14 protein-coding genes and 2 pseudogenes are annotated in these 19,214 nt (G+C 63.5%); all 16 read left to right on the top strand.

The genetic code is table 11. The features are described from left to right. Nucleotides 1–25: 25 nt before the first annotated feature. Complete coding sequence (gene tssB / locus AB5S05_RS01630) at nt 26–532, top strand: type VI secretion system contractile sheath small subunit (RefSeq protein ID WP_369285665.1); 507 nt, start codon at nt 26–28, stop codon at nt 530–532. Nucleotides 533–557: 25 nt separating this feature from the next. Further along, nucleotides 558–2,033: a type VI secretion system contractile sheath large subunit gene (gene tssC, locus AB5S05_RS01625; RefSeq protein ID WP_369285664.1), complete on the top strand. Its 1,476-nt coding sequence runs from the start codon at nt 558–560 to the stop codon at nt 2,031–2,033. A 6-nt stretch (nt 2,034–2,039) separates the two neighbouring features. Beyond that, entirely contained in the window at nt 2,040–2,444 is a 405-nt protein-coding gene (gene tssE, locus AB5S05_RS01620; protein ID WP_369285663.1) for a type VI secretion system baseplate subunit TssE, read from the top strand. Between the two features lie 10 nt (nt 2,445–2,454). Further along, nucleotides 2,455–2,724 (top strand): annotated as a pseudogene (locus tag AB5S05_RS01615) (PAAR domain-containing protein); the annotation flags it as partial. Between the two features lie 35 nt (nt 2,725–2,759). Continuing rightward, nucleotides 2,760–4,553: a type VI secretion system baseplate subunit TssF gene (gene tssF, locus AB5S05_RS01610; protein WP_369285662.1), complete on the top strand. Its 1,794-nt coding sequence runs from the start codon at nt 2,760–2,762 to the stop codon at nt 4,551–4,553. Nucleotides 4,554–4,629: 76 nt separating this feature from the next. Beyond that, entirely contained in the window at nt 4,630–5,667 is a 1,038-nt protein-coding gene (gene tssG, locus AB5S05_RS01605) for a type VI secretion system baseplate subunit TssG (protein WP_369285660.1), read from the top strand. An 11-nt stretch (nt 5,668–5,678) separates the two neighbouring features. After that, nucleotides 5,679–8,297 carry a type VI secretion system ATPase TssH gene (tssH, locus tag AB5S05_RS01600; RefSeq protein WP_369285659.1) on the top strand — a complete coding sequence of 873 codons (2,619 nt, stop codon included), beginning with the start codon at nt 5,679–5,681 and terminating at the stop codon, nt 8,295–8,297. A 10-nt stretch (nt 8,298–8,307) separates the two neighbouring features. After that, entirely contained in the window at nt 8,308–9,819 is a 1,512-nt protein-coding gene (locus AB5S05_RS01595) for a sigma-54 interaction domain-containing protein (protein WP_369285847.1), read from the top strand. 103 nt (nt 9,820–9,922) lie between these two features. Next, nucleotides 9,923–10,381: pseudogene (locus AB5S05_RS01590) on the top strand (putative adhesin); the annotation flags it as partial. A 165-nt stretch (nt 10,382–10,546) separates the two neighbouring features. Then, nucleotides 10,547–12,610, top strand: a complete 2,064-nt coding sequence (locus AB5S05_RS01585) for a type VI secretion system Vgr family protein (protein WP_369285846.1) — start codon at nt 10,547–10,549, stop codon at nt 12,608–12,610. Next, nucleotides 12,607–13,485 carry a DUF4123 domain-containing protein gene (locus AB5S05_RS01580; RefSeq protein ID WP_369285658.1) on the top strand — a complete coding sequence of 293 codons (879 nt, stop codon included), beginning with the start codon at nt 12,607–12,609 and terminating at the stop codon, nt 13,483–13,485. Before AB5S05_RS01585 ends, AB5S05_RS01580 begins: the two co-directional genes overlap by 4 nt. A 338-nt stretch (nt 13,486–13,823) precedes the next feature. Then, nucleotides 13,824–14,570, top strand: a complete 747-nt coding sequence (locus AB5S05_RS01575) for a hypothetical protein (RefSeq protein ID WP_369285657.1) — start codon at nt 13,824–13,826, stop codon at nt 14,568–14,570. A gap of 6 nt (nt 14,571–14,576) precedes the next feature. Then, a complete protein-coding gene (locus AB5S05_RS01570) occupies nt 14,577–16,742 on the top strand; it encodes a lipase family protein (RefSeq protein ID WP_369285656.1) in 2,166 nt (721 codons plus the stop codon). Nucleotides 16,743–16,953: 211 nt separating this feature from the next. Beyond that, a complete protein-coding gene (locus AB5S05_RS01565; protein ID WP_369285655.1) occupies nt 16,954–17,724 on the top strand; it encodes a hypothetical protein in 771 nt (256 codons plus the stop codon). Between the two features lie 134 nt (nt 17,725–17,858). Next, nucleotides 17,859–17,993 (top strand): type VI secretion protein, encoded by a 135-nt coding sequence (locus AB5S05_RS01560; RefSeq protein ID WP_369285653.1) that lies wholly within the window; start codon nt 17,859–17,861, stop codon nt 17,991–17,993. A 19-nt stretch (nt 17,994–18,012) separates the two neighbouring features. After that, nucleotides 18,013–19,209, top strand: a complete 1,197-nt coding sequence (gene tagH, locus AB5S05_RS01555; RefSeq protein ID WP_369285652.1) for a type VI secretion system-associated FHA domain protein TagH — start codon at nt 18,013–18,015, stop codon at nt 19,207–19,209. Nucleotides 19,210–19,214 lie beyond the last annotated feature (5 nt).

Here is a 19,214-nt window from a genome sequence, read left to right as displayed (position 1 = left end):
GCCATAACCGCAACGGAGAATGACCATGGCCAAAGAAGGCTCGGTAGCCCCCAAGGAACGCATCAACGTCACCTTCAAACCCGCCACCGGCGGCGCCCAGGAAGAGATCGAACTGCCGCTGAAACTGATGGTGCTCGGCGATTTCACCCAGCGCGCCGACGAGCGCAAGATCGAAGATCGCAAGCCGATCAGCATCGACAAGAACAGCTTCGACGAGGTCCTGGCCAAGCAGGAACTGAACCTGACCTTCGGCGTGCCCAACCGTCTGCAGGACGAAGCCAGCGACGACGAACTGGCCGTGCAGCTGCGCATCAACTCGATGAAGGACTTCAACCCGGCCAACCTGGTCGAGCAGGTGCCCGAGCTGAAGAAGCTGATGGAACTGCGCGACGCCCTGGTCGCCCTGAAAGGCCCGCTGGGCAATGCCCCGGCCTTCCGCAAGGCGATCGAGAGCGTGCTCGCCGACGACGACTCGCGTGACCGCGTGCTCGGTGAACTCGGCCTGGCCGCCAAAGACACCCTGGACTCCTGATTCCCACTGACAAGGACGCTGATCAATGAGCACTAGCGCAGCAGTAGAGAGCGGCCACAGCGCCGCCGAACTCGGCATTCTCGACCGCATCATCGCCGAGACCAAGCTGACCCCGGACGACGAGGCCTATGACATCGCCAAGCGCGGCGTGTCGGCCTTCATCGAAGAATTGTTGAAACCGCAGAACGAAAACGAGCCGGTCAAGAAGGCCATGGTCGATCGCATGATCGCCGAGATCGACGCCAAGCTCAGCCGGCAGATGGACGAGATCCTGCACAACGCCGAGTTCCAGGCCCTGGAATCCTCCTGGCGCGGCCTCAAGTTGCTGGTGGACCGCACCAACTTCCGCGAGAACATCAAGCTGGAGATCCTCAACGCCTCCAAGCAGGACCTGCTCGATGACTTCGAGGACAGCCCGGAGATCGTCCAGTCCGGCCTGTACAAGCACATCTACACCGCCGAGTACGGCCAGTTCGGTGGCCAGCCGGTCGGCGCCCTGATCGCCAACTACTTCTTCGACCCGAGCGCGCCGGACGTCAAGACCCTGCAGTACGTCGCCAGCGTCGCCAGCATGTCCCACGCGCCCTTCATCGCCGCGGCCGGGCCGAAGTTCTTCGGCCTGGAAAGCTTCACCGGCCTGCCGGACCTGAAGGACCTCAAGGATCACTTCGAAGGCCCGCAGTTCACCAAGTGGCAGAGCTTCCGCGAACAGGAAGACGCCCGCTACGTCGGCCTGACCGTGCCGCGCTTCCTGCTGCGCAACCCCTACGACCCGGAAGACAACCCGGTCAAGAGCTTCGTCTACAAGGAAAACGTCGCCGGCAGCCACGAGCACTACCTGTGGGGCAACACCGCCTACACCTTCGCCAGCCGCCTGACCGACAGCTTCGCCAAGTTCCGCTGGTGCCCGAACATCATCGGCCCGCAGAGCGGCGGCGCGGTGGAAGACCTGCCGCTGCACCACTTCGAGAGCATGGGCGAGATCGAGACCAAGATCCCCACCGAGGTGCTGGTCTCCGACCGTCGTGAATACGAACTGGCCGAAGAAGGCTTCATCGCCCTGACCATGCGCAAGGGCAGCGACAACGCCGCGTTCTTCTCCGCCAACTCGGCGCAGAAGCCGAAGTTCTTCGGCATCAGCGAGGAAGGCAAGACCGCCGAACTGAACTACAAGCTCGGCACCCAGCTGCCCTACATGTTCATCATCAACCGCCTGGCCCACTACCTGAAGGTGCTGCAGCGCGAGCAGATCGGCGCCTGGAAGGAGCGCACCGACCTCGAGCTGGAGCTCAACAAGTGGATTCGCCAGTACGTCGCCGACCAGGAGAACCCCAGCTCCGAAGTCCGCAGCCGCCGTCCGCTGCGCGCCGCCCAGGTGATCGTCAGCGATGTCGACGGTGAGCCGGGCTGGTACCGCGTCAGCCTCAACGTGCGCCCGCACTTCAAGTACATGGGGGCCGACTTCACCCTGTCCCTGGTTGGCAAGCTGGACAAGGAGTAAGCAGCGATGGCCTACGGCAGCCTGTTCGAACGCCTCGGTGGCGAGGCCGGCCAACGCGCCGGCTGGGACCGCGAGGTCGCCGCCCTGGCATCGGTGGCTGCCCACCTGGCCAAGATGCTCAGCACCCGGGCGGGCAGCGTGCAGACGCTGCCCGACTACGGGTTGCCCGATCTCAACGATATGCGCCTGTCGCTGCACGATTCGCTGCAGCAGGCGCGTATCGCCATCGAACGCTTTATCGAGGCGTACGAACCGCGTTTGCGCCAGGTGCGGGTGATATCCCTGCCGCGCAGCCACGACCCGCTGAGCCTGTCCTTCGCCATCGAAGGCCTGCTGCAGGTCGAAGGCATCAAACGCCACGTGAGTTTCTCCGCGAGCCTGGATGGCAGCGGACAGGTCAAGGTCCAGTAAGGAGAGCCCCATGTCCGGCAAACCCGCCGCCCGCTTGAACGATCCCACTGCCTGCCCGATCCCCGGCCACGGCAGCAACCCGATCGCCGCCGGCTCGCCCGACGTGCTGTTCGACAGCCTGCCCGCCGCTCGCATGGGCGATGCCTCCGCCTGCGGCGGCGCCCTGGCCAGTGCGGTGATCCCGACCGTGCTGATCAACGGCAAGCCGGCGACAGTCGTCGGCACCGTGGGCAGTCATGGCAATGTGGTTACCGCAGGTTCCGGCACCGTTCTCATCGGCGGCTGAGCCGAACCAGCACAGGGATGACCCGCTGAATGTCTTTTAACCACTATTACCAGAGCGAACTGACCGCCCTGCGCCAACTGGGCAAGCGTTTTGCCGAGCGCAGCCCGGCGTTGGCGCCCTATCTTGGCCAGGCCGGGCGCGACCCGGATGTCGAGCGCCTGCTGGAGGGTTTCGCCTTCCTCACCGGGCGCCTGCGGCAGAAGCTCGATGACGAGCTGCCGGAGCTGACCCACTCGCTGATGCACCTGCTGTGGCCGAACTACATGCGCCCGCTGCCGGCCTTCAGCATGCTCCAGTTCGACCCGCTCAAGCGTCCCGGTCCGGCCCTGCCGGTGCCGCGCCACACGCCGGTGGAGTCCAGGCCGATCCAGGGCGTGACCTGTCGCTTCCGCACCTGCTACGCCACCGAGGTGCTACCGCTGGCGCTGAGCGGCCTGGACTATTCGGTCAAGGGCGATGGCGCGCTGCTCAGCCTGCGCCTGTCGATGAGCGCCGACGGCCACCTCGGCGAACTCGAGCTCAAGCAATTGCGCCTGCATCTGGCCGGCGAGCGCTATATCGGCCAGCTGCTCTACCTCGGCCTGTTGCGCCATCTCGGTGGCGTCCAGCTGGTACTGCTCGGCGAGGACGGTCAGGCGCTGGTCAAGGACGCCAACGGCCAGGCCGTGGCCAACCTGAACCTGGGCGCCGACCAGCTGCAGCCGGTGGGCTTCGCCGAGGACGAGGCGCTGATCCCCTACCCGCTGAACACCTTCCGCGGCTACCGCTACCTGCAGGAATACTTCGCCTTCCAGGAGAAGTTCCTGTTCGTCGACCTCAAGGGCCTGGACGCCCTCAAGCGCCTGCCGCCGGAACTGCTGGAACGGGCCCGCGGCATGGAGCTGCGCTTCGACATCCACAAGGCCGGGGTGCAGCGCATCCGCCCGACCCTGGACAACGTGCGCCTGTACTGTACGCCGGTGGTCAACCTGTTCGCCCACGACGCCATCCCGATCCGCCTGGACGGCAAGCAGGACCAGTACCTGCTGCTGCCGGCCGAGTTCGACGCCCAGCATTGCGGGGTGTTCTCGGTGGACCGGGTCACTGGCTGGAAACCCGGCGGCCAGGGCTACGAGGAGTACGTGCCGTTCGAATCCTTCGAGCACGACCCGAGCTTCGACGTGCCCCTGGCGCGCCCGCACTACAGCGTGCGCCAGCAGCCCTCGCTGCTCGGCGATGGCCTGGAGACCTACCTGAGCTTCGGCCTGCGCAACCTCGACCAGCACGAGACGCTGTCGATCGAGCTGACCTGTACCAACCAGAATCTGCCGCGCCAGCTCGGCCTGGGCGACATCTGCCTGCCCAGCGAGGACACCCCGGAGTTCCTGACCTTCCGCAACATCAGCGCGGTGACGCCGAGCTACGCACCGCCGCTGCACCGCGATTTCTTGTGGAAGCTGATTTCCAACATGTCGTTGAACTACCTGTCGCTGGCCAATGTCGAGGCACTCAAGGTGATCCTCGAAACCTACGACCTGCCGCGCTACTACGACCAGCACGCCGAGAAAGTCAGCAAGCGCCTGCTCGATGGTCTCAAGAGCATCGGCCACCGTCACGTCGACCGCCTGCACCGCGGCCTGCCGGTACGCGGGGTGCGCACCGAGCTGACGATCAACCCCGAAGGCTACCTGGGCGAGGGCGACCTGTTCCTCTTCGCCTCGGTGCTCAATGAATTTTTCGCCCTGTACGCCAGCCTCAACTCGTACCACGAGCTGCGCGTACAGAGCACACAGGGAGAGGTGTACCAATGGACGCCGCGCATGGGGCAACAGCCCCTGCTATGAGCCCCAGCGCAAAGGCATGCGAGCTAGCGCCAGGCAAGGCGAAGACGGGCGAAGAAGCGCAGTCTACGAGGTGTAGATGAGCATTCTGAGCCCGGCTTCAACGCCGCCTGGCCGACGCGCAGCAGACTTTGAGCCGGGTCTCAGCCGGCTCAGCCGAGGCATCCGCGAATACAGCCTGTTCCAGGGTGTGCAGCTGGTGCTGGAACGCCTGCGCGAGGCTCATCCGCACCTGGATGACGAGGCGCTGCAGCAGCGCCTGGAGCTGCAGGCCAACCCGAGCCTGGGCTTCCCCGGCAGCGATATCGATCGCGTGCAATTCTTCGAGGAACACGGCGAGCTGCGTGCGCGCCTGCGCATCAACCTGGTCAGCCTGTTCGGCGCCGGCTCGCCGCTGCCGGCCTTCTATGGCGAGCAGGCCCTGGGCGACAGCGAGGACGGCAACCCGACCCGGGACTTCCTCGACCTGTTCAACAACCGCCTGCAGCGCCTGCTGCTGCCGATCTGGCAGAAGTACCGCTACCACGCGCGCTTTCACAGCGGCGCCCTGGACCCCTTCTCCGAGCAGCTGTTCGCCCTGATCGGCCTGGGCGGCGCGCAGATCCGCGCCGCCTCGGAACTGAACTGGAAACGCCTGCTGCCCTACCTCGGCCTGCTCAGCCTGCGTGCCCACTCGGCGGCGCTGATCGAGTCGGTGCTGCGCTACTACTTCAAGCACGCCGAGCTGCATATCGAGCAATGCCTGGAGCGCCAGGTGGAGATCCTCGGCGAGCAGCGCAACCGCCTCGGCCTGGCCAACAGCCGCCTCGGCGAGGACCTGGTGCTGGGCGAATCGGTGCGCGACCGCGGCGGCAAGTTCCGCATCCACATCCGCCAGCTCGGCTGGCAGCGCTTCCACGAGTTCCTGCCGATCGGCAGCGGCTACCAGCCGCTCTGCGCGCTGGTGCGTTTCACCCTGCGCGACCCACTGGACTATGACATCCGCCTGGAACTGCGCCAGGACGAGATCCGCGACCTGCGCATCGGCGCCGACAACCCCTGCCGCCTCGGCTGGACCAGCTGGCTCGGCCGTGACCACGCCGACGGCGTGGTCACCCTCGGCAGCAAAGCTCATTAAGGATTGATGAAATGATCAACGTCGACTTGCAACAACTGGTACAGGCCCTGGACGCCGCGACCAAGCGCGACCTGGAAAGCGCCGCCGAGCGCTGCGTGGTGCGTGGCGGCAGCAAGATCCTGGTCGAGGACCTGCTGCTCGGCCTGCTCGAGCGCCCCGACGGTCTGCTCGGTCGTGCCCTTCAGGATGCCGAGGTGGACCCCGGCGAGCTTGCCAGCGCCCTGCAGCCGCGCGGCGAGCACAGCGAATCGCGCAACCCGGTGTTCTCCGCCGAGCTGGTGCAGTGGCTGCAGGACGCCCTGCTGGTGGCCAACCTCGAACTGGGCCAGAGCCAGGTCGAGCAGGCCGCGCTGATCCTCGCCCTGCTGCGCAACCCCCTGCGCTACGCCGGCAGTCACTACCAAGCGCTGCTGACCAAGCTGAATGCCGAGCGCCTGCGCGAGTTCGCCCTGGCCCAGCAACCGCAGCAAGCGGCAGGCAAACCAGCGGGGGGCGGCGAGTCGAACCTGGCGCGCTTCACCCACAACTTCACCCAGCAGGCCCGCGACGGCAAGCTCGACCCGGTGCTGTGCCGCGACGGGGCGATCCGCCAGATGATCGACATCCTCGCCCGCCGGCGTAAGAGCAACCCGATCGTGGTCGGCGAGGCCGGCGTCGGCAAGACCGCCATAGTCGAAGGCCTGGCCCTGCGCATCGCCGCCGGCGAGGTGCCGGAGGCGCTCAAGGGCGTCGAGCTGCTGTGCCTGGACCTTGGCCTGCTGCAGGCCGGCGCCAGCATCAAGGGTGAGTTCGAGCGGCGCCTGCAGGGGGTGATCGACGAGGTCAAGGCCTCGCCCAAGCCGGTCATCCTGTTCATTGACGAGGCGCATACCTTGATCGGCGCCGGCGGCCAGGCCGGCAGCGGCGACGCCGCCAACCTGCTCAAGCCGGCCCTGGCCCGCGGCGAGCTGCGCACCATCGCCGCCACCACTTGGAGCGAATACAAGAAGTACTTCGAGAAGGACCCGGCCCTGGCCAGGCGCTTCCAACCGGTGCAACTGCACGAGCCGAGCGTCGAGGAGGCGGTGACCATCCTCCGCGGCCTGGCTCCGGTGTACGAGAAGAGCCACGGCATCTACCTGCGCGACGACGCCGTGGTCGCCGCCGCCGAGTTGTCGGCCCGCTACCTGGCCGGCCGCCAGCTGCCGGACAAGGCCGTGGACGTGCTGGATACCGCCTGCGCCCGAGTGCGCATCAGCCTGGCCGCCGCACCGGAAGCGCTGGAGCGCCTGCGCGGCGAGATCGCCGAGGGCGAGCGCCAGGGCGAAGCGTTGCGCCGTGACCTGGATGCCGGCCTGGCGATCGACGGCGACGGCCTCGACCAGCTGGAAAACCGCCTGCTCAGTGCCCGCGCCGAGCTGGAGCAGATCGAGACCCGCTGGAGCGAACAGCGCGGGCTGGCCGAGCGCCTGCTCGACTTGCGCAAGCAGTGCGCCCACGCGCGCCAAGCGCCTAGCGCTACCAGCGAGCCGCAAGACCCGGCGGAGGGCGAAGCGCCGCCGGCGCTGGAGCAGCTGGAAGCCCAGCTGCGCGAGGTCCAGCAGGAACTGGCCGCAGCCCAGGCCGACGAGCGCCTGGTCAGCTTCGAGGTGTGCCCGCGTCTGGTCGCCGAAGTGATCAGCCACTGGACCGGCGTGCCGCTGAGTCAGCTGGCCCGCGAACACAACAGCAAGGTGCTGAGTTTCGCCGGCGACCTGCGCCAGCGTCTGCGTGGCCAGGAGCAGGCGATCGAGTCGCTGGACCGCGCCATGCGCGCCACCGCCGCCGGCCTCAACCGCGCCGACGCGCCGGTCGGGGTGTTCCTGCTGGTCGGCCCCAGCGGCGTCGGCAAGACCGAGACCGCCCTGGCCCTGGCCGACCTGCTGTACGGCGGCGAACGCTTCCTCACCACCATCAACATGTCCGAGTTCCAGGAGAAGCACACGGTCTCGCGGCTGATCGGCGCACCGCCCGGCTACGTCGGCTACGGCGAGGGCGGCATGCTCACCGAAGCGGTGCGCCAGAAGCCCTACTCGGTGGTACTGCTCGACGAGGTGGAGAAGGCCGACCCGGAGGTGATGAACGTCTTCTACCAGATCTTCGACAAGGGCGTGGCCAACGACGGCGAGGGCCGTGAGATCAACTTCCGCAATACGTTGATCCTGATGACCAGCAACCTGGCCAGCGAGCGCATCGCCGGCCTCTGCCAGGACGGCCGGCGCCCGGCGGCCGAAGACCTGGAGCAGGCCATCCGCCCGACCCTGAGCCAGCATTTCAAGCCGGCGCTGCTCGGGCGCATGCGCGTGGTGCCCTACTACCCGGTGGACGGCGCGGTGCTCGGCGAGCTGGTCGCGCTCAAGCTGGCGCGCTTCGCCGAGCGCCTGGCCCACCGCCAGCTGCAGTTCAGCCACTGCGCCGCCCTGGTCGACAACCTGGCCGAGCGCTGCAGCCACGGCGACAGCGGCGCGCGGCTGATCGATCACCTGATCGACCGGCACCTGCAGCCGCAAGTGGTCGACCGCCTGCTCGACGCCATGGCCCGTGGCGAACAGCTGCAGCGCGTACACGCCACCCTCGACGGCGAAGGAGCGGTGATCTGTGAGTTCGCTTAAGGTGCCGGCGCTGTTCAACCAGGTGCCGCAGCCGCTGCGCTATGCCGAGGCGCTGCTGCAGCGCTTCGCCGGCCTGTCCCGCGCGGCCGACGCCGACAGCCTGCTGGGCGGCCTGGTCGAGGCGGCCGCGCAACTGTGTAATTGCGAGCTAAGCCAGCTGTACCTGCTGGACAGCACCCACACCCGCCTGACCCTGTCCGCCGAGTGGCAGGACGGCCTGCTACAGCCGCGCCTGGCCGACAGCCTGCCGAGCGACTACGACGGCGAGCAGCTGCTGCAGTACTGCCTGTGCCAGAACCAGGTGCTCAGCCTCGGCGAACTGGACAGCAGCCTGCACCGCACCGACTTCCTCCCCGGCGCCGCCCAGCCCTGGCGCAGCCTGCTGTGCCTGCCGCTGCTCGACGAGCACAAGCGCGTCAGCGGCTTGCTGCTGACCGCCAGCCAGCTGTCACGCGACCTGCTGGGCTTCGCCGGCTCGCTCGGCCATCTAGGCAGCTTTGTCATCGCCCAGCTGCACCTGCTGCAGCGCCTGCGCGCGCCCAGCGCCGACAAGCACCTGGCCAGCGTCGCCGCACCCTGCGCCAGCGGCTACGGCCTGATCGGCGACAGCCCGCGCATGCGCGACGTCTACCGGCTGATCGGCAAGGTCCTGCACAACCCGGTCAGCGTGCTGCTGACCGGCGAGACCGGCACCGGCAAGGAGCTGGTGGCGCGCGCCATTCATGACTGCGGCTTGCGCCGGAGCAAGGCCTTCATCGTGCAGAACTGCGCCTCGCTGCCGGAGAGCCTGCTGGAAAGCGAGTTGTTCGGCTACCGCAAGGGCGCCTTCACCGGTGCCGACCGCGACCGCCAGGGCCTGTTCGACGCCGCCGATGGCGGCACCCTGTTCCTCGACGAGATCGGCGACATGCCCCTGAGCCTGCAGGCCAAGCTGCTGCGCGTGCTGCAGGAAGGCGAAGTGCGGCCGCTGGGCTCGACCGCCACGCACAAGGTCGACGTGCGCATCGTCGCCGCCACCCACCGCGACCTGCGCAGCCTGGTCGAGGAGGGGCGCTTTCGCGAAGACCTGTTCTATCGCCTGTCGCACTTCCCCATCGAGTTGCCGCCGCTGCGCGAACGCGACGAGGACATCCTGCACCTGGCACGCAACTTCGCCGACAAGGCCAGCGCCTTCCTCCAGCGCGACACCTGTCGCTGGTCCGACAGTGCCCTGGAGCACCTGGCCAGCTATGCCTTCCCCGGCAACGTGCGCGAGCTCAAGGGCCTGGTCGAACGCGCCGTGCTGCTGTGCGAGAGCGGCGAACTGCTGCCCGAGCACTTCAACCTGCGCCAGGCGGAGCCCGAGGCTGCAGGCGGCATGAACCTGCGCGAGCGCCTGGAACGGGTCGAGCGCAACCTGCTGCTCGACTGCCTGCGCAAGAACCGCGGCAACCAGAGCCAGGCCGCCCGCGAACTGGGGCTGCCGCGACGCACCCTGCTGTACCGCATGGAACGGCTGAGCATCAGCCCGGCGGACGTTTAAGGCTTAAGGAGACGAACATGTTCGATGCAGCCCAGCAGACCCATTGCAGCCGCGCAGACGCAGCAGCGGCTCAGCACGCCCCCAGCCGAGCAGGAGTTCGCCCATGAAGCCCACACCGGCCAACGCGACGGCACTCGGCGAACACTTCTACCTGTTCCAGAAAACCCCCGGGCAGCCCAGCAGGAAACTGATCATCACCAGCCACGGCGCCTTCGTGCCGGGCATGCACCTGGCCGTACCGGCCGATAGCGCGTTGGTGTTCTACGGCCCGGACGGCAAGACCCTGAGCGACCCTGGCTTGGGCAACGTCATGCGCGGCGAAGTGCAGCCTTACGAACGTAAGGAAGCCGGCAGCCAAACCCGCAACTACCTGCTCTCCAAGTACAGCGATGACCAGTATGGTTCGATCGCCTACGGGGCGAAGCTGGAAGGGGTCGACGTGCTGACCGTGCGCAACCGCAAGACTCCGGCACTACTCTTGGCCAACAGCAAGATCGCCCTGAGCGATGTCTTCGGCGAATTGGCCAAGCACGGGCTGCAGTACGACGAGGTCCACTGCGTCTTCTGCCGCAACTTCCTGCTGCACCCCAAGCCCGCGACCCACGTCGCCGCCACTGCGCTGCAGCCCCAAGCCGCCATCGTGACTCCGGCACAGCCCAAGAGTGCCGTGTCGGCTGCTGCGGTCACCACGGCCTTGATCGGCCGGGCGGCAGTCGCCGCGGCTAACCTGTGGTCACACCGCTTCAGCCTGGACGTCAGCGGCACCGAGCACGACCTGCAGGTCCTCGAATTCAGCGGCCGTGAGGCCATCAGTCAGCCCTTCGCCTTCGAGGTCGAGCTGGTCAGCGAGCGCCCCGACCTTGACCTGGAAGCCCTGCTGCACCGGCCAGCCTTCCTCGCCTTCACCCCGGGCGGCGGCGGCATCCATGGCCTGGTTTATCGCGTGGCTCAGGGCGAATCCGGCAAACGTCTGCATCGTTACCACGTCACCCTGCGCCCGCAGCTGGCCTACCTGGCGCACCGCGTGAATCAGCGCATCTTCCAGCACCTGACGGTGGAAAAGATCATCGGCCAGGTCCTCGAAGAACACGGCATTCAAGGCGACGCCTACCGCTTCCGGCTCGGCGCGGTCTACCCCGAGCGTGAGTATTGCGTGCAATACGACGAGTCCGATCTGCACTTCATCCAGCGCCTGTGCGAAGAGGAAGGCATCCACTACCACTTCCAGCACAGCGCAGACGGCCATGTACTGGTGTTCGGCGACGACCAGACGGTATTTCCCAAGCTGGCACCAACCGCCTACCAGCAGGACAGCGGCCTGGTGGCCGACGAGCCGGTGATCAAGCACTTCGGCCTGCGCCTGGAGACCCGCACCAGCCGCGTGAGCCGGCGTGACTACGACTTCGAGAAGCCACGGCTGCTGATGGAAGCCGCCTTCACCAGCGAATTCAGCCCGGACCTAGAAGACTACGACTACCCCGGCCACTTCGTTGAACGCGCCCGCGGCAAGCACCTCAGCCAGCGCGCCCTGGAACGCCACCGCAGCGACTACGAACTAGCCAGCGGCGAAAGCGACCAGCCACGCCTGGTCAGTGGCCACTTCCTCGACCTCGGCGACCATCCACGCAGCGACTGGAACCAGTTGTGGCTGCTCACCGAGCTCATTCATGAAGGCAAGCAGCCCCAGGTACTGGAAGAGTCGGTGACCAGCGACGTGCATGCCGCCGATGGCTTTACCCAGGGCTATCGCAACCGCTTCAGCGCCACGCCCTGGGACGTGATCCACCGCCCCGCCCTGCGCCACCCGAAGCCCAAGGTGCTGGGCAGCCAGACCGCCGTGGTCACAGGGTCGGCCGGCGAAGAGATCCACTGCGATCAGTACGGCCGGGTCAAGGTGCAGTTCCACTGGGGCCGCGAGGGCCAGGCCGACGACAGCACCAGTTGCTGGCTGCGCGTCTCCTCCAGCTGGGCCGGCGACCGCTACGGCGCCATCGCCATCCCGCGCATCGGCATGGAAGTGCTGGTGACCTTCCTCGAAGGCGACCCCGACCAGCCGCTGGTCACCGGCTGCCTGTACCACGCCGAGCACCTGGTGCCCTACGCGCTGCCGGCGAACAAGACCCGCAGCGTCTTCAAGACCCTGAGCAGCCCCGGCGGTGGCGGCTACAACGAGCTGCGCATCGAGGACCGCGCCGGCCAGGAACAGATCTACCTGCATGCGCAGAAGGACTGGGACGAAAACATCGAGCACGACCAGAAGATCCGCGTCGGCAATGAGCGCCACGACACGGTCGAAGCCAACAGCCACAGCGAGTTCAAGGCCGAGGAGCACCGCACCACCCACCTCGACCGCAAGGTCGAAGCCCGCAGCGACGACCACCTGAGCGTCGGCCAGAAGCAGCATGTGACGGTCGGCAGCGGCCAGTACGTCGAGGCCGGCAACGAGATCCACTACTACGCCGGCAGCAAAGTGGTAATCGACGCCGGTATGGAACTCACCGCCGCAGGCGGCGGCAGCTTCCTCAAGCTCGACCCCGGCGGCGTCACCCTGAGCGGCGCGACCATCAAGCTGAATTCCGGCGGCAGCCCCGGTAAAGGCTCGGGCATCAAGATCAAGCCACCGGTCATTCCCAACGTGGCGGACAAGGATAAAGCAGGGGAAAAGCCTCAGCTCGCACTAGCCAACGCCCAACTGCAAATGGCCCGCAAGGCACGTCAGATCGGCGCCAGCCGCTGCCCGATTTGCGAGGCCTGCCGTGATGGCCTTTGTGAAACAGGACTCCGCGCATGATCGAAGTAGCTCAAGACTGGCTCGCCGACCAGCTCGCCCAGCAGCGCGACCTGGTACTGATCATCGACCGACTGGCCGAACCGGACCCGATCCAAGCCCTGTTCGGCGCGGACCTGATGCAGGACTACGTCAACCTCTATCAAGGCACCGAGTTCGCCGATATGGCGGATGTCGGCCCCTGGCTGGTTCGTTTGAACAACCCCGATGCAGAGCTTATTCAGACGCTACTTAGTACACCTGAGCGCGACTGGGGCTGGTTGGGCAGCGCAGAACATATCGATCTCGCCGACCTTGCCCAGCACTGGCGTGAACGCCTGTTGGTCGATGAGCAAGAGCAACGCGCGCTCTACCGCTTTCAGGACAACCGCGTGATCGCCCGCCATCTCGGCGAGTTCAGCGAGGCCCAACGCCCCTTGCTGCTAGGGCCGTTAAACAATGCGTTATGTTGGGACGGCCAAACTTGGCAAAGCATCCATAACCCGCGTCCAGGCCTGTACCCAGCGCCATTCGACAAGCCCTGGCAAGAAATTGCCGAGCCAGAAGCCGTCAGCCAGGAAATTCTGCGCCATAACCTAGAGCAGTGGCTGTGGCAGAACCATTCAGCCGCAACCGCTCAGCTGGCAGAGACACAACCCTTGAGCGGCTGGCTAGACGCGCAACTTGGCAAAGCCAAAAGCTGGCATTGGCAGTCGTTGGAGCGCATTCAGTTTCTCCTTCAACATCAACTCCAACCCGAACTTGTCGAGCATTCCGCATGGACCATCTTGGAGAGCGAAACACCAGACGCGCACTTTGCGCGCTGCAGTCGTGAGCTGACCGCCATCGAAAATTTACAACACGCAGATACTGTGCAACCAAATGCCAAACAGCACTAATACTCAAAAGGATTTTAGTGTGAGCGCTGCAATACGCATTGGACTCCTGGCGGTCACTTTACTTTGCCTGACGGCCTGCGGAACCTTAATTGGAAGATCCGCCCATAGCCCAGTGGAGGGCAATTACTATAAAGGCACCCAAGGCAATTTCTTGTTGCTAGGGATAGCTGACACCAGCAAAGAAACCAACGGCGCAACTGTGGCTTGCTGGATTATGGTGGTATGCCCCGTAATCACATTGGTTTCACTGCCAGTAGACATTTCAATCGATACCCTATTAGCTCCTTATGACGCCTTTAATTAATATTAACGTCTACCTAACCTCGGAGTGATCAGGAATGGACCTCCCCATTAAGACAAGGCTTTTCCGCACACTCTTTTGGCCCAGCTTGCTTGGCCTCTCGCTAAGCGCGTGCAGTTCATTCAGTTCGATGGCTGGCGAGAACTTCACCTTGGAAGGCGAACTGCCGGCCAACTTCTCACTCAAGGCCCAGGCCCACTATGGCGTGGCCAATGGTTGTGACGGACGTCGGCAGGCAAAGTCATTCAAGAGCGGCTTCCAGAGCGATCCGCAGCAATACCGCTTCCGCATCCCGGTCAGCTATCGCGAAGGGCTGTGTGAAATGCGCTTGGCTAGGGTCGGACTGTTTATCCATGGCCGCTATGGCAACAAGGACTGGCAACAGACCTACGACAACGGCAGTTTGGTGATAGTCGACAAGCTCCCAGAGGGTGCGCCGGTTTTTCAGGCCAGCGGCACGCTCACCAAGCAGGCGGAATGTACTTGGTGGTTCCAACAAAGCACCGCCAAATCACGCCTAGGTGAGATCAGCAAACTACTGAACTGCAAAGGTGCTGGTGCTCATTTGGTAGGCAACGAGCTACCGGATAAAACCGTCAGGTTGGAGTTCCGGGTGAACCTCGAAGAAGAGCCGTCTCACGATGACACATGGGTCAAGTTCCCTGAAGGCTGGAAACCTTGCCTACCCAAACCTGGCTGGCCAAATTGCCAAAATCCTCCAGTTTTCAAGACTTTCAAGATGAACGGCCGCGAATGCACCGTCTACCCCAACTGTACGGAGTAATCAGGGATGAATGACCCGGCTAAAACCAACAAGGTTGAAACACTAGACTGCCCACTGCGGGGACATTGGATCAGCTTTCGTCTGGTTGACGAACATGGCGATGGCACCCCTTATGCTGGCCTTACTTTTACATTGCACGATAACCAAGGCCAACAGATTGAAGGAGTGCTCGATAGTGATGGCTTTGCGCGAGTAGAGAGCTTTCATTGCGGCCCTGTGGTCCTCGACTTTTCGGCTCTGGACGCCGGTAATTTAGACCCTTGGTACAAGGTGCTTGCCATCAGAAAGGCCTTCAAGCTTCCGCTAACTGCCCTACAAGTAGCTGCCGAGCAATCCCCCACCGGCCCTCGCCGTGTAGATGGCAGAACCTATCTGGCAGAAGAACGCGCTACGCGAGAAAAGGCCCGCTTCCTTCGGGTCGAAGTCAGTGACTTTGCCGAAGCCACCAAGCACTTACCGGACACTGATAGTGCATGGTACCCACGCCCTTCGGGCGTGCTTAAACAAAGCGCGGGGCTGGCGAAAGAACAGCCAGGTGCTGCCCTGACGCCCAACCTGCACCATGTGCTGGAAGTGAAAGCGCTGCGGGCCTATAGCCCGCTGCTCTCGCGCAGCAAGGACTTCTGCGCGTTAAATGCCTACCACCTGGCGGTGATGAGTGCGTTTGTCTATGCACCCTTCAGTAAGCGCATGCTGCCCGATACGCCCTATGCCTCATCCGCGCCCCCTTACGAGCTGGGTGGCACCATCGGCCATGTGTTGCGCGAGCAGCTGGCGCGCCTGGTCAAGCCGAGCCGCTTCAATGACGCCCAATACCACCTGCTCTGCGAAGAAGTGCCCTACTCCAAGCGCCTGGAGGTAATGCCGCACGACCCAGAGCGTTATGCCGCTGAAGCGGCTGAAGGCTGGAACAATCCCGAAGACGTGCACTTTCTCTATCACGAAGACTCGGAAACCCAGGCTTTTATCACCCATAGCGATAAGGTGATATTGATTACAGTACGCGGCACCCAAGAAACGCCCGACATTTTTCGTGACCTAGATGCCCGCCAGGTACCTTATGCAGAAGGCGACGGCCAGGCGCATCGAGGCTTTTATGAAGCCTTTTACGCTGCTAAAGATTTCACACAACGCTATCTAGATGCCTTCCATCGACCAGAACATAACATTGTGGTTTGCGGCCATAGTCTGGGCGGTGCCATTGCTCTGCTATTGGCAGAATGGCTGCGGCGCGACTGGTCGGACAATATCCAGCTCTACACCTTCGGCTCTCCCCGCACAGGTGACCGCGCTTTTGTGCAAAGCGCAAGTGCTCTAACTCACCACCGCCTGGTCAACCATAACGACCCGGTACCGGGCGTACCTTTCCCCTGGTTGGATACCGACAATAGGCTGCTGTTGTCCGGCACAGTGGCACTGTTTAGCTCACCATTTGTGGGAATCGCCCTGTTGCTGGGCGGGCTGCTGAATCTACGCGGCGATCCTTACGAGCATCACGGTGAGCAACGCCACTTTATGCCGCGCAAACCGGGGGGTGGCAGTGAAGCAGCCATCCTCTGGCAGCCTGGTTGTGCGTTTATCGACGAGCAGGCCTGTGCAAACTATGCCGGCGCAGTCGATCTTGAAAACGATATGCCCAAGCGCAAGTCACTGATCGGCCAAGCACTCTCCGCGGCCGAGCACTCCAGCGACGGCGGTTATAGCCGCTCCATGCTAACCACGCTGCTGCGCTGGAATGCCAGTGTTGAACAGCGCGATGGTGCGCTGTTTACACCAGAAGAGTTGAGAGATATCCAGACCCAGGTAGAGCAAGTCGAGCAGCAACTGGCCAACTGGAAACCCCGCAGCTTTGCCGAATTTCGCCGTGAAACGCGCATACGAAACGACACGCGTTTCTACAACAAGTCGAACTTCGAACTACTAGAGCTCTATCACGAAGGCATCACCCTGGCGCGCCAGCTCAGCAGCGAGCAACGCGAGTCGTTGATACAAGCACGCAAGCGCTTGCTTAACCAAGCGCAACGGCCACTGAGTCGCGAAGATGTTTTCGGCGATCTATGTCAGCGCACAGATCTTGCCGAACTGGTCAACGAGTGGCGCGCGATTGAGGCGAACACAAAGGCCGAGAAGCTGGCCAAGCAGCCGACAGCTGAAACACGGGCCTATGCGTAACAATTACGATGCCATCAACGACGGCGCCGCCTGAAATCTCGAAAATCATATCTTCTCAGCTAGATAAGGATCGCCTTATGCACCGCTATATAACTACAACTGCCCTGCTCGCCTCGCCTCGCCTCGCCTCTAATACTTACTCGCTGATGAGTCAAAGGCCTATATCGAACAGTTTGAAATTCCCTATGGCAGCTGGTAAGGAGCCGCTTCGATGAAAAGGATTATTCCGCTATTTATATGCCTGCTTTTATCCGCTTGCGCCTCTTCAAAAAAGCCAATCAATACGGACTGGGCGGGTCATTATTACTTGCAAGGCGCCATGGAGGTAGGTTCTGAACTCCTACTTATGAAGGATGGCACTTTCGAGGCGATGATAGTCTACGGCAGTGCAAACGGCCATGCAAAAGGCAAGTGGAGCACCACCTCTACCAGCCTGACCCTAGAAACAGACACGCCATCGAAAACCAGAAAAAAAGCAACAAAAAATAAAGTAACACACATTGTAAAAAACCAAATTCGCCTTGCTGAAATTTCAAGTAGATCCTCTTACTCAAAAGGCGACACTTATGAATTACAAATAGTTACCGACGGCAATCCCGGACAATTCATAAACTCAAATGCTGACGCCTACTGGGTCTATGACGACAACAGCGTGCACATATCAAACTTCGACAATGACAGCAGTTTATATGGGGTGACTGCACCTCTGAACCCTGAGCGTACGCTAAACCGCATAGGGATTAACCTACGCAACGAGCTACCTACTCAATGGTTTGATATCACGGACCCGAATGGACTTTCCTTTTATTTCACCGCTCCAGAATCTTATATACGAGAAGCATCGTCGAGACCAGAAGAGGACATCGCTCTCTTTTTCAGCGACTTGACGCTTCATATTCGTCCAGCCTGCGGAGGCCTCGCCCTAAAGGACAGCAACGCCTGCTATATACGAATACCGAATAAAACCAATAATAAAAATTGATTTCTCTTAAATCCAAACAATATAAGGTTTTTATCCAAGCACCTATGCAAAGAGGCCTGTATTAACCCTCGTAGATAGGTAAATGGCATCTCTACCTGAGCACTATCTATCCAACTCATACGGAGATCTACGCGATGCTGCACCGTTATTACCCCGTCGCCCTGCTCACCCTGGCTCTGTGCCTGGCCGGCTGCAGCGGCAACTACAAGTTCAGCGACGACGACTACCGCCCCTTGGGCGACCCGCAAGCCGAAACCCGCGGCAACTGACCGCTAGGAGTACAACACCATGGAACTGGTCTTCGATGTGGTCAGTGCACAGCAGTTCGTGCCAGGTCTATTGACCACCAAAACCTTCAAGCAGGCCGGCGGCATCATCGGCCGGGCCGAGGAGTGCGACTGGGTGATCCCGGATCGCAAGCGCGTGCTGTCCGGGCGGCATGCCGAGGTGAGCTACCGCGACGGCGCCTTCTACCTGACCGACACCAGCAGCAACGGCGTGCAGCTCAAGGACAGCGGCGCCAGCCTGCGCAAGGGCCAGGCGCAGCGCATCGAGCATGGCAGCGTGTACTGCCTGGGCGACTTCGAGATCCGCGCGCGGCTGATTCGCGACCCGGCGCAGTTCGAGGCCGATATCGGCCGCGCCCAACCGGCCGGCAGCATCATTCCCGATGACGCCTTCCTCGACCTCGACCCGCTCACCGCCCTCGACCAGCAGGAGCGGGTGTACGCAGAGGTCGACGACCTCACCGCGATCATCCGCCCGCACCAGGTACAGGCGCAGCAGCGCGACTATGCGCAGATCGACGAGGAAAACCTGCAGGTGCCCGAGCTGGTGATGCCGACCCCGCCGCCGCAGGCCAGGCCGGCGCCCGAGCCGGTACGGCTGCCGCCGTCCTTCTGGGAGAAGTTCGGCGACGCCCTCGGGGTGCGCCTCGACGACCTCGACGACGAGGCCCGCGAGGCCCTGGCGCTAAACGCCGCCAAGCTGCTCAGGCAGAGCGTCGGCGGCCTGCAGCAGAGCCTGCGCACCCGCAGCGAACTGAAGAACGAGCTGCGCCTGGCGCTGACCACGGTGCAGAGCGCCGGCAACAACCCGCTCAAGCACAGCGGCGATACCGGCGAGGCGCTGCAGGCCCTGCTGCGCGGCGGCAAGGCCGGCCAGCTGCCGGCCGAACAGGCGATCAGCCGTGGCTTCCGCGACCTGCAGGCGCACCAGGTGGCGCTGCTCGCCGCCAGCCGCGCGGCGCTCAAGGGCATGTTCGAGCAGCTGTCGCCGGAACAGCTGAACCTGCGCTTCGAGCGTGAGGGGCGCAAGCCGCTGATCGCCACCGCCGGCAGCCGCTGGCGCGCCTATCGCCGCCTGCATGCCGCGCTGGAGCAGAACGACGACTGGAGCGACCGCCTGTTCGCCCGCGACTTCGCCCGCACCTACGAAGAACAGGTCCGCCTGATCGCCACCCTCAACACCGACGTTCAAGGATGATGCCC

Origin of the sequence: Pseudomonas zhanjiangensis (assembly GCF_041027545.1) — a bacterium.
Lineage (GTDB): Bacteria > Pseudomonadota > Gammaproteobacteria > Pseudomonadales > Pseudomonadaceae > Aquipseudomonas > Aquipseudomonas zhanjiangensis.
The sequence above is the reverse complement of the archived record's forward strand: the minus strand, read 5'-3'. Positions and strand labels throughout refer to the sequence as shown.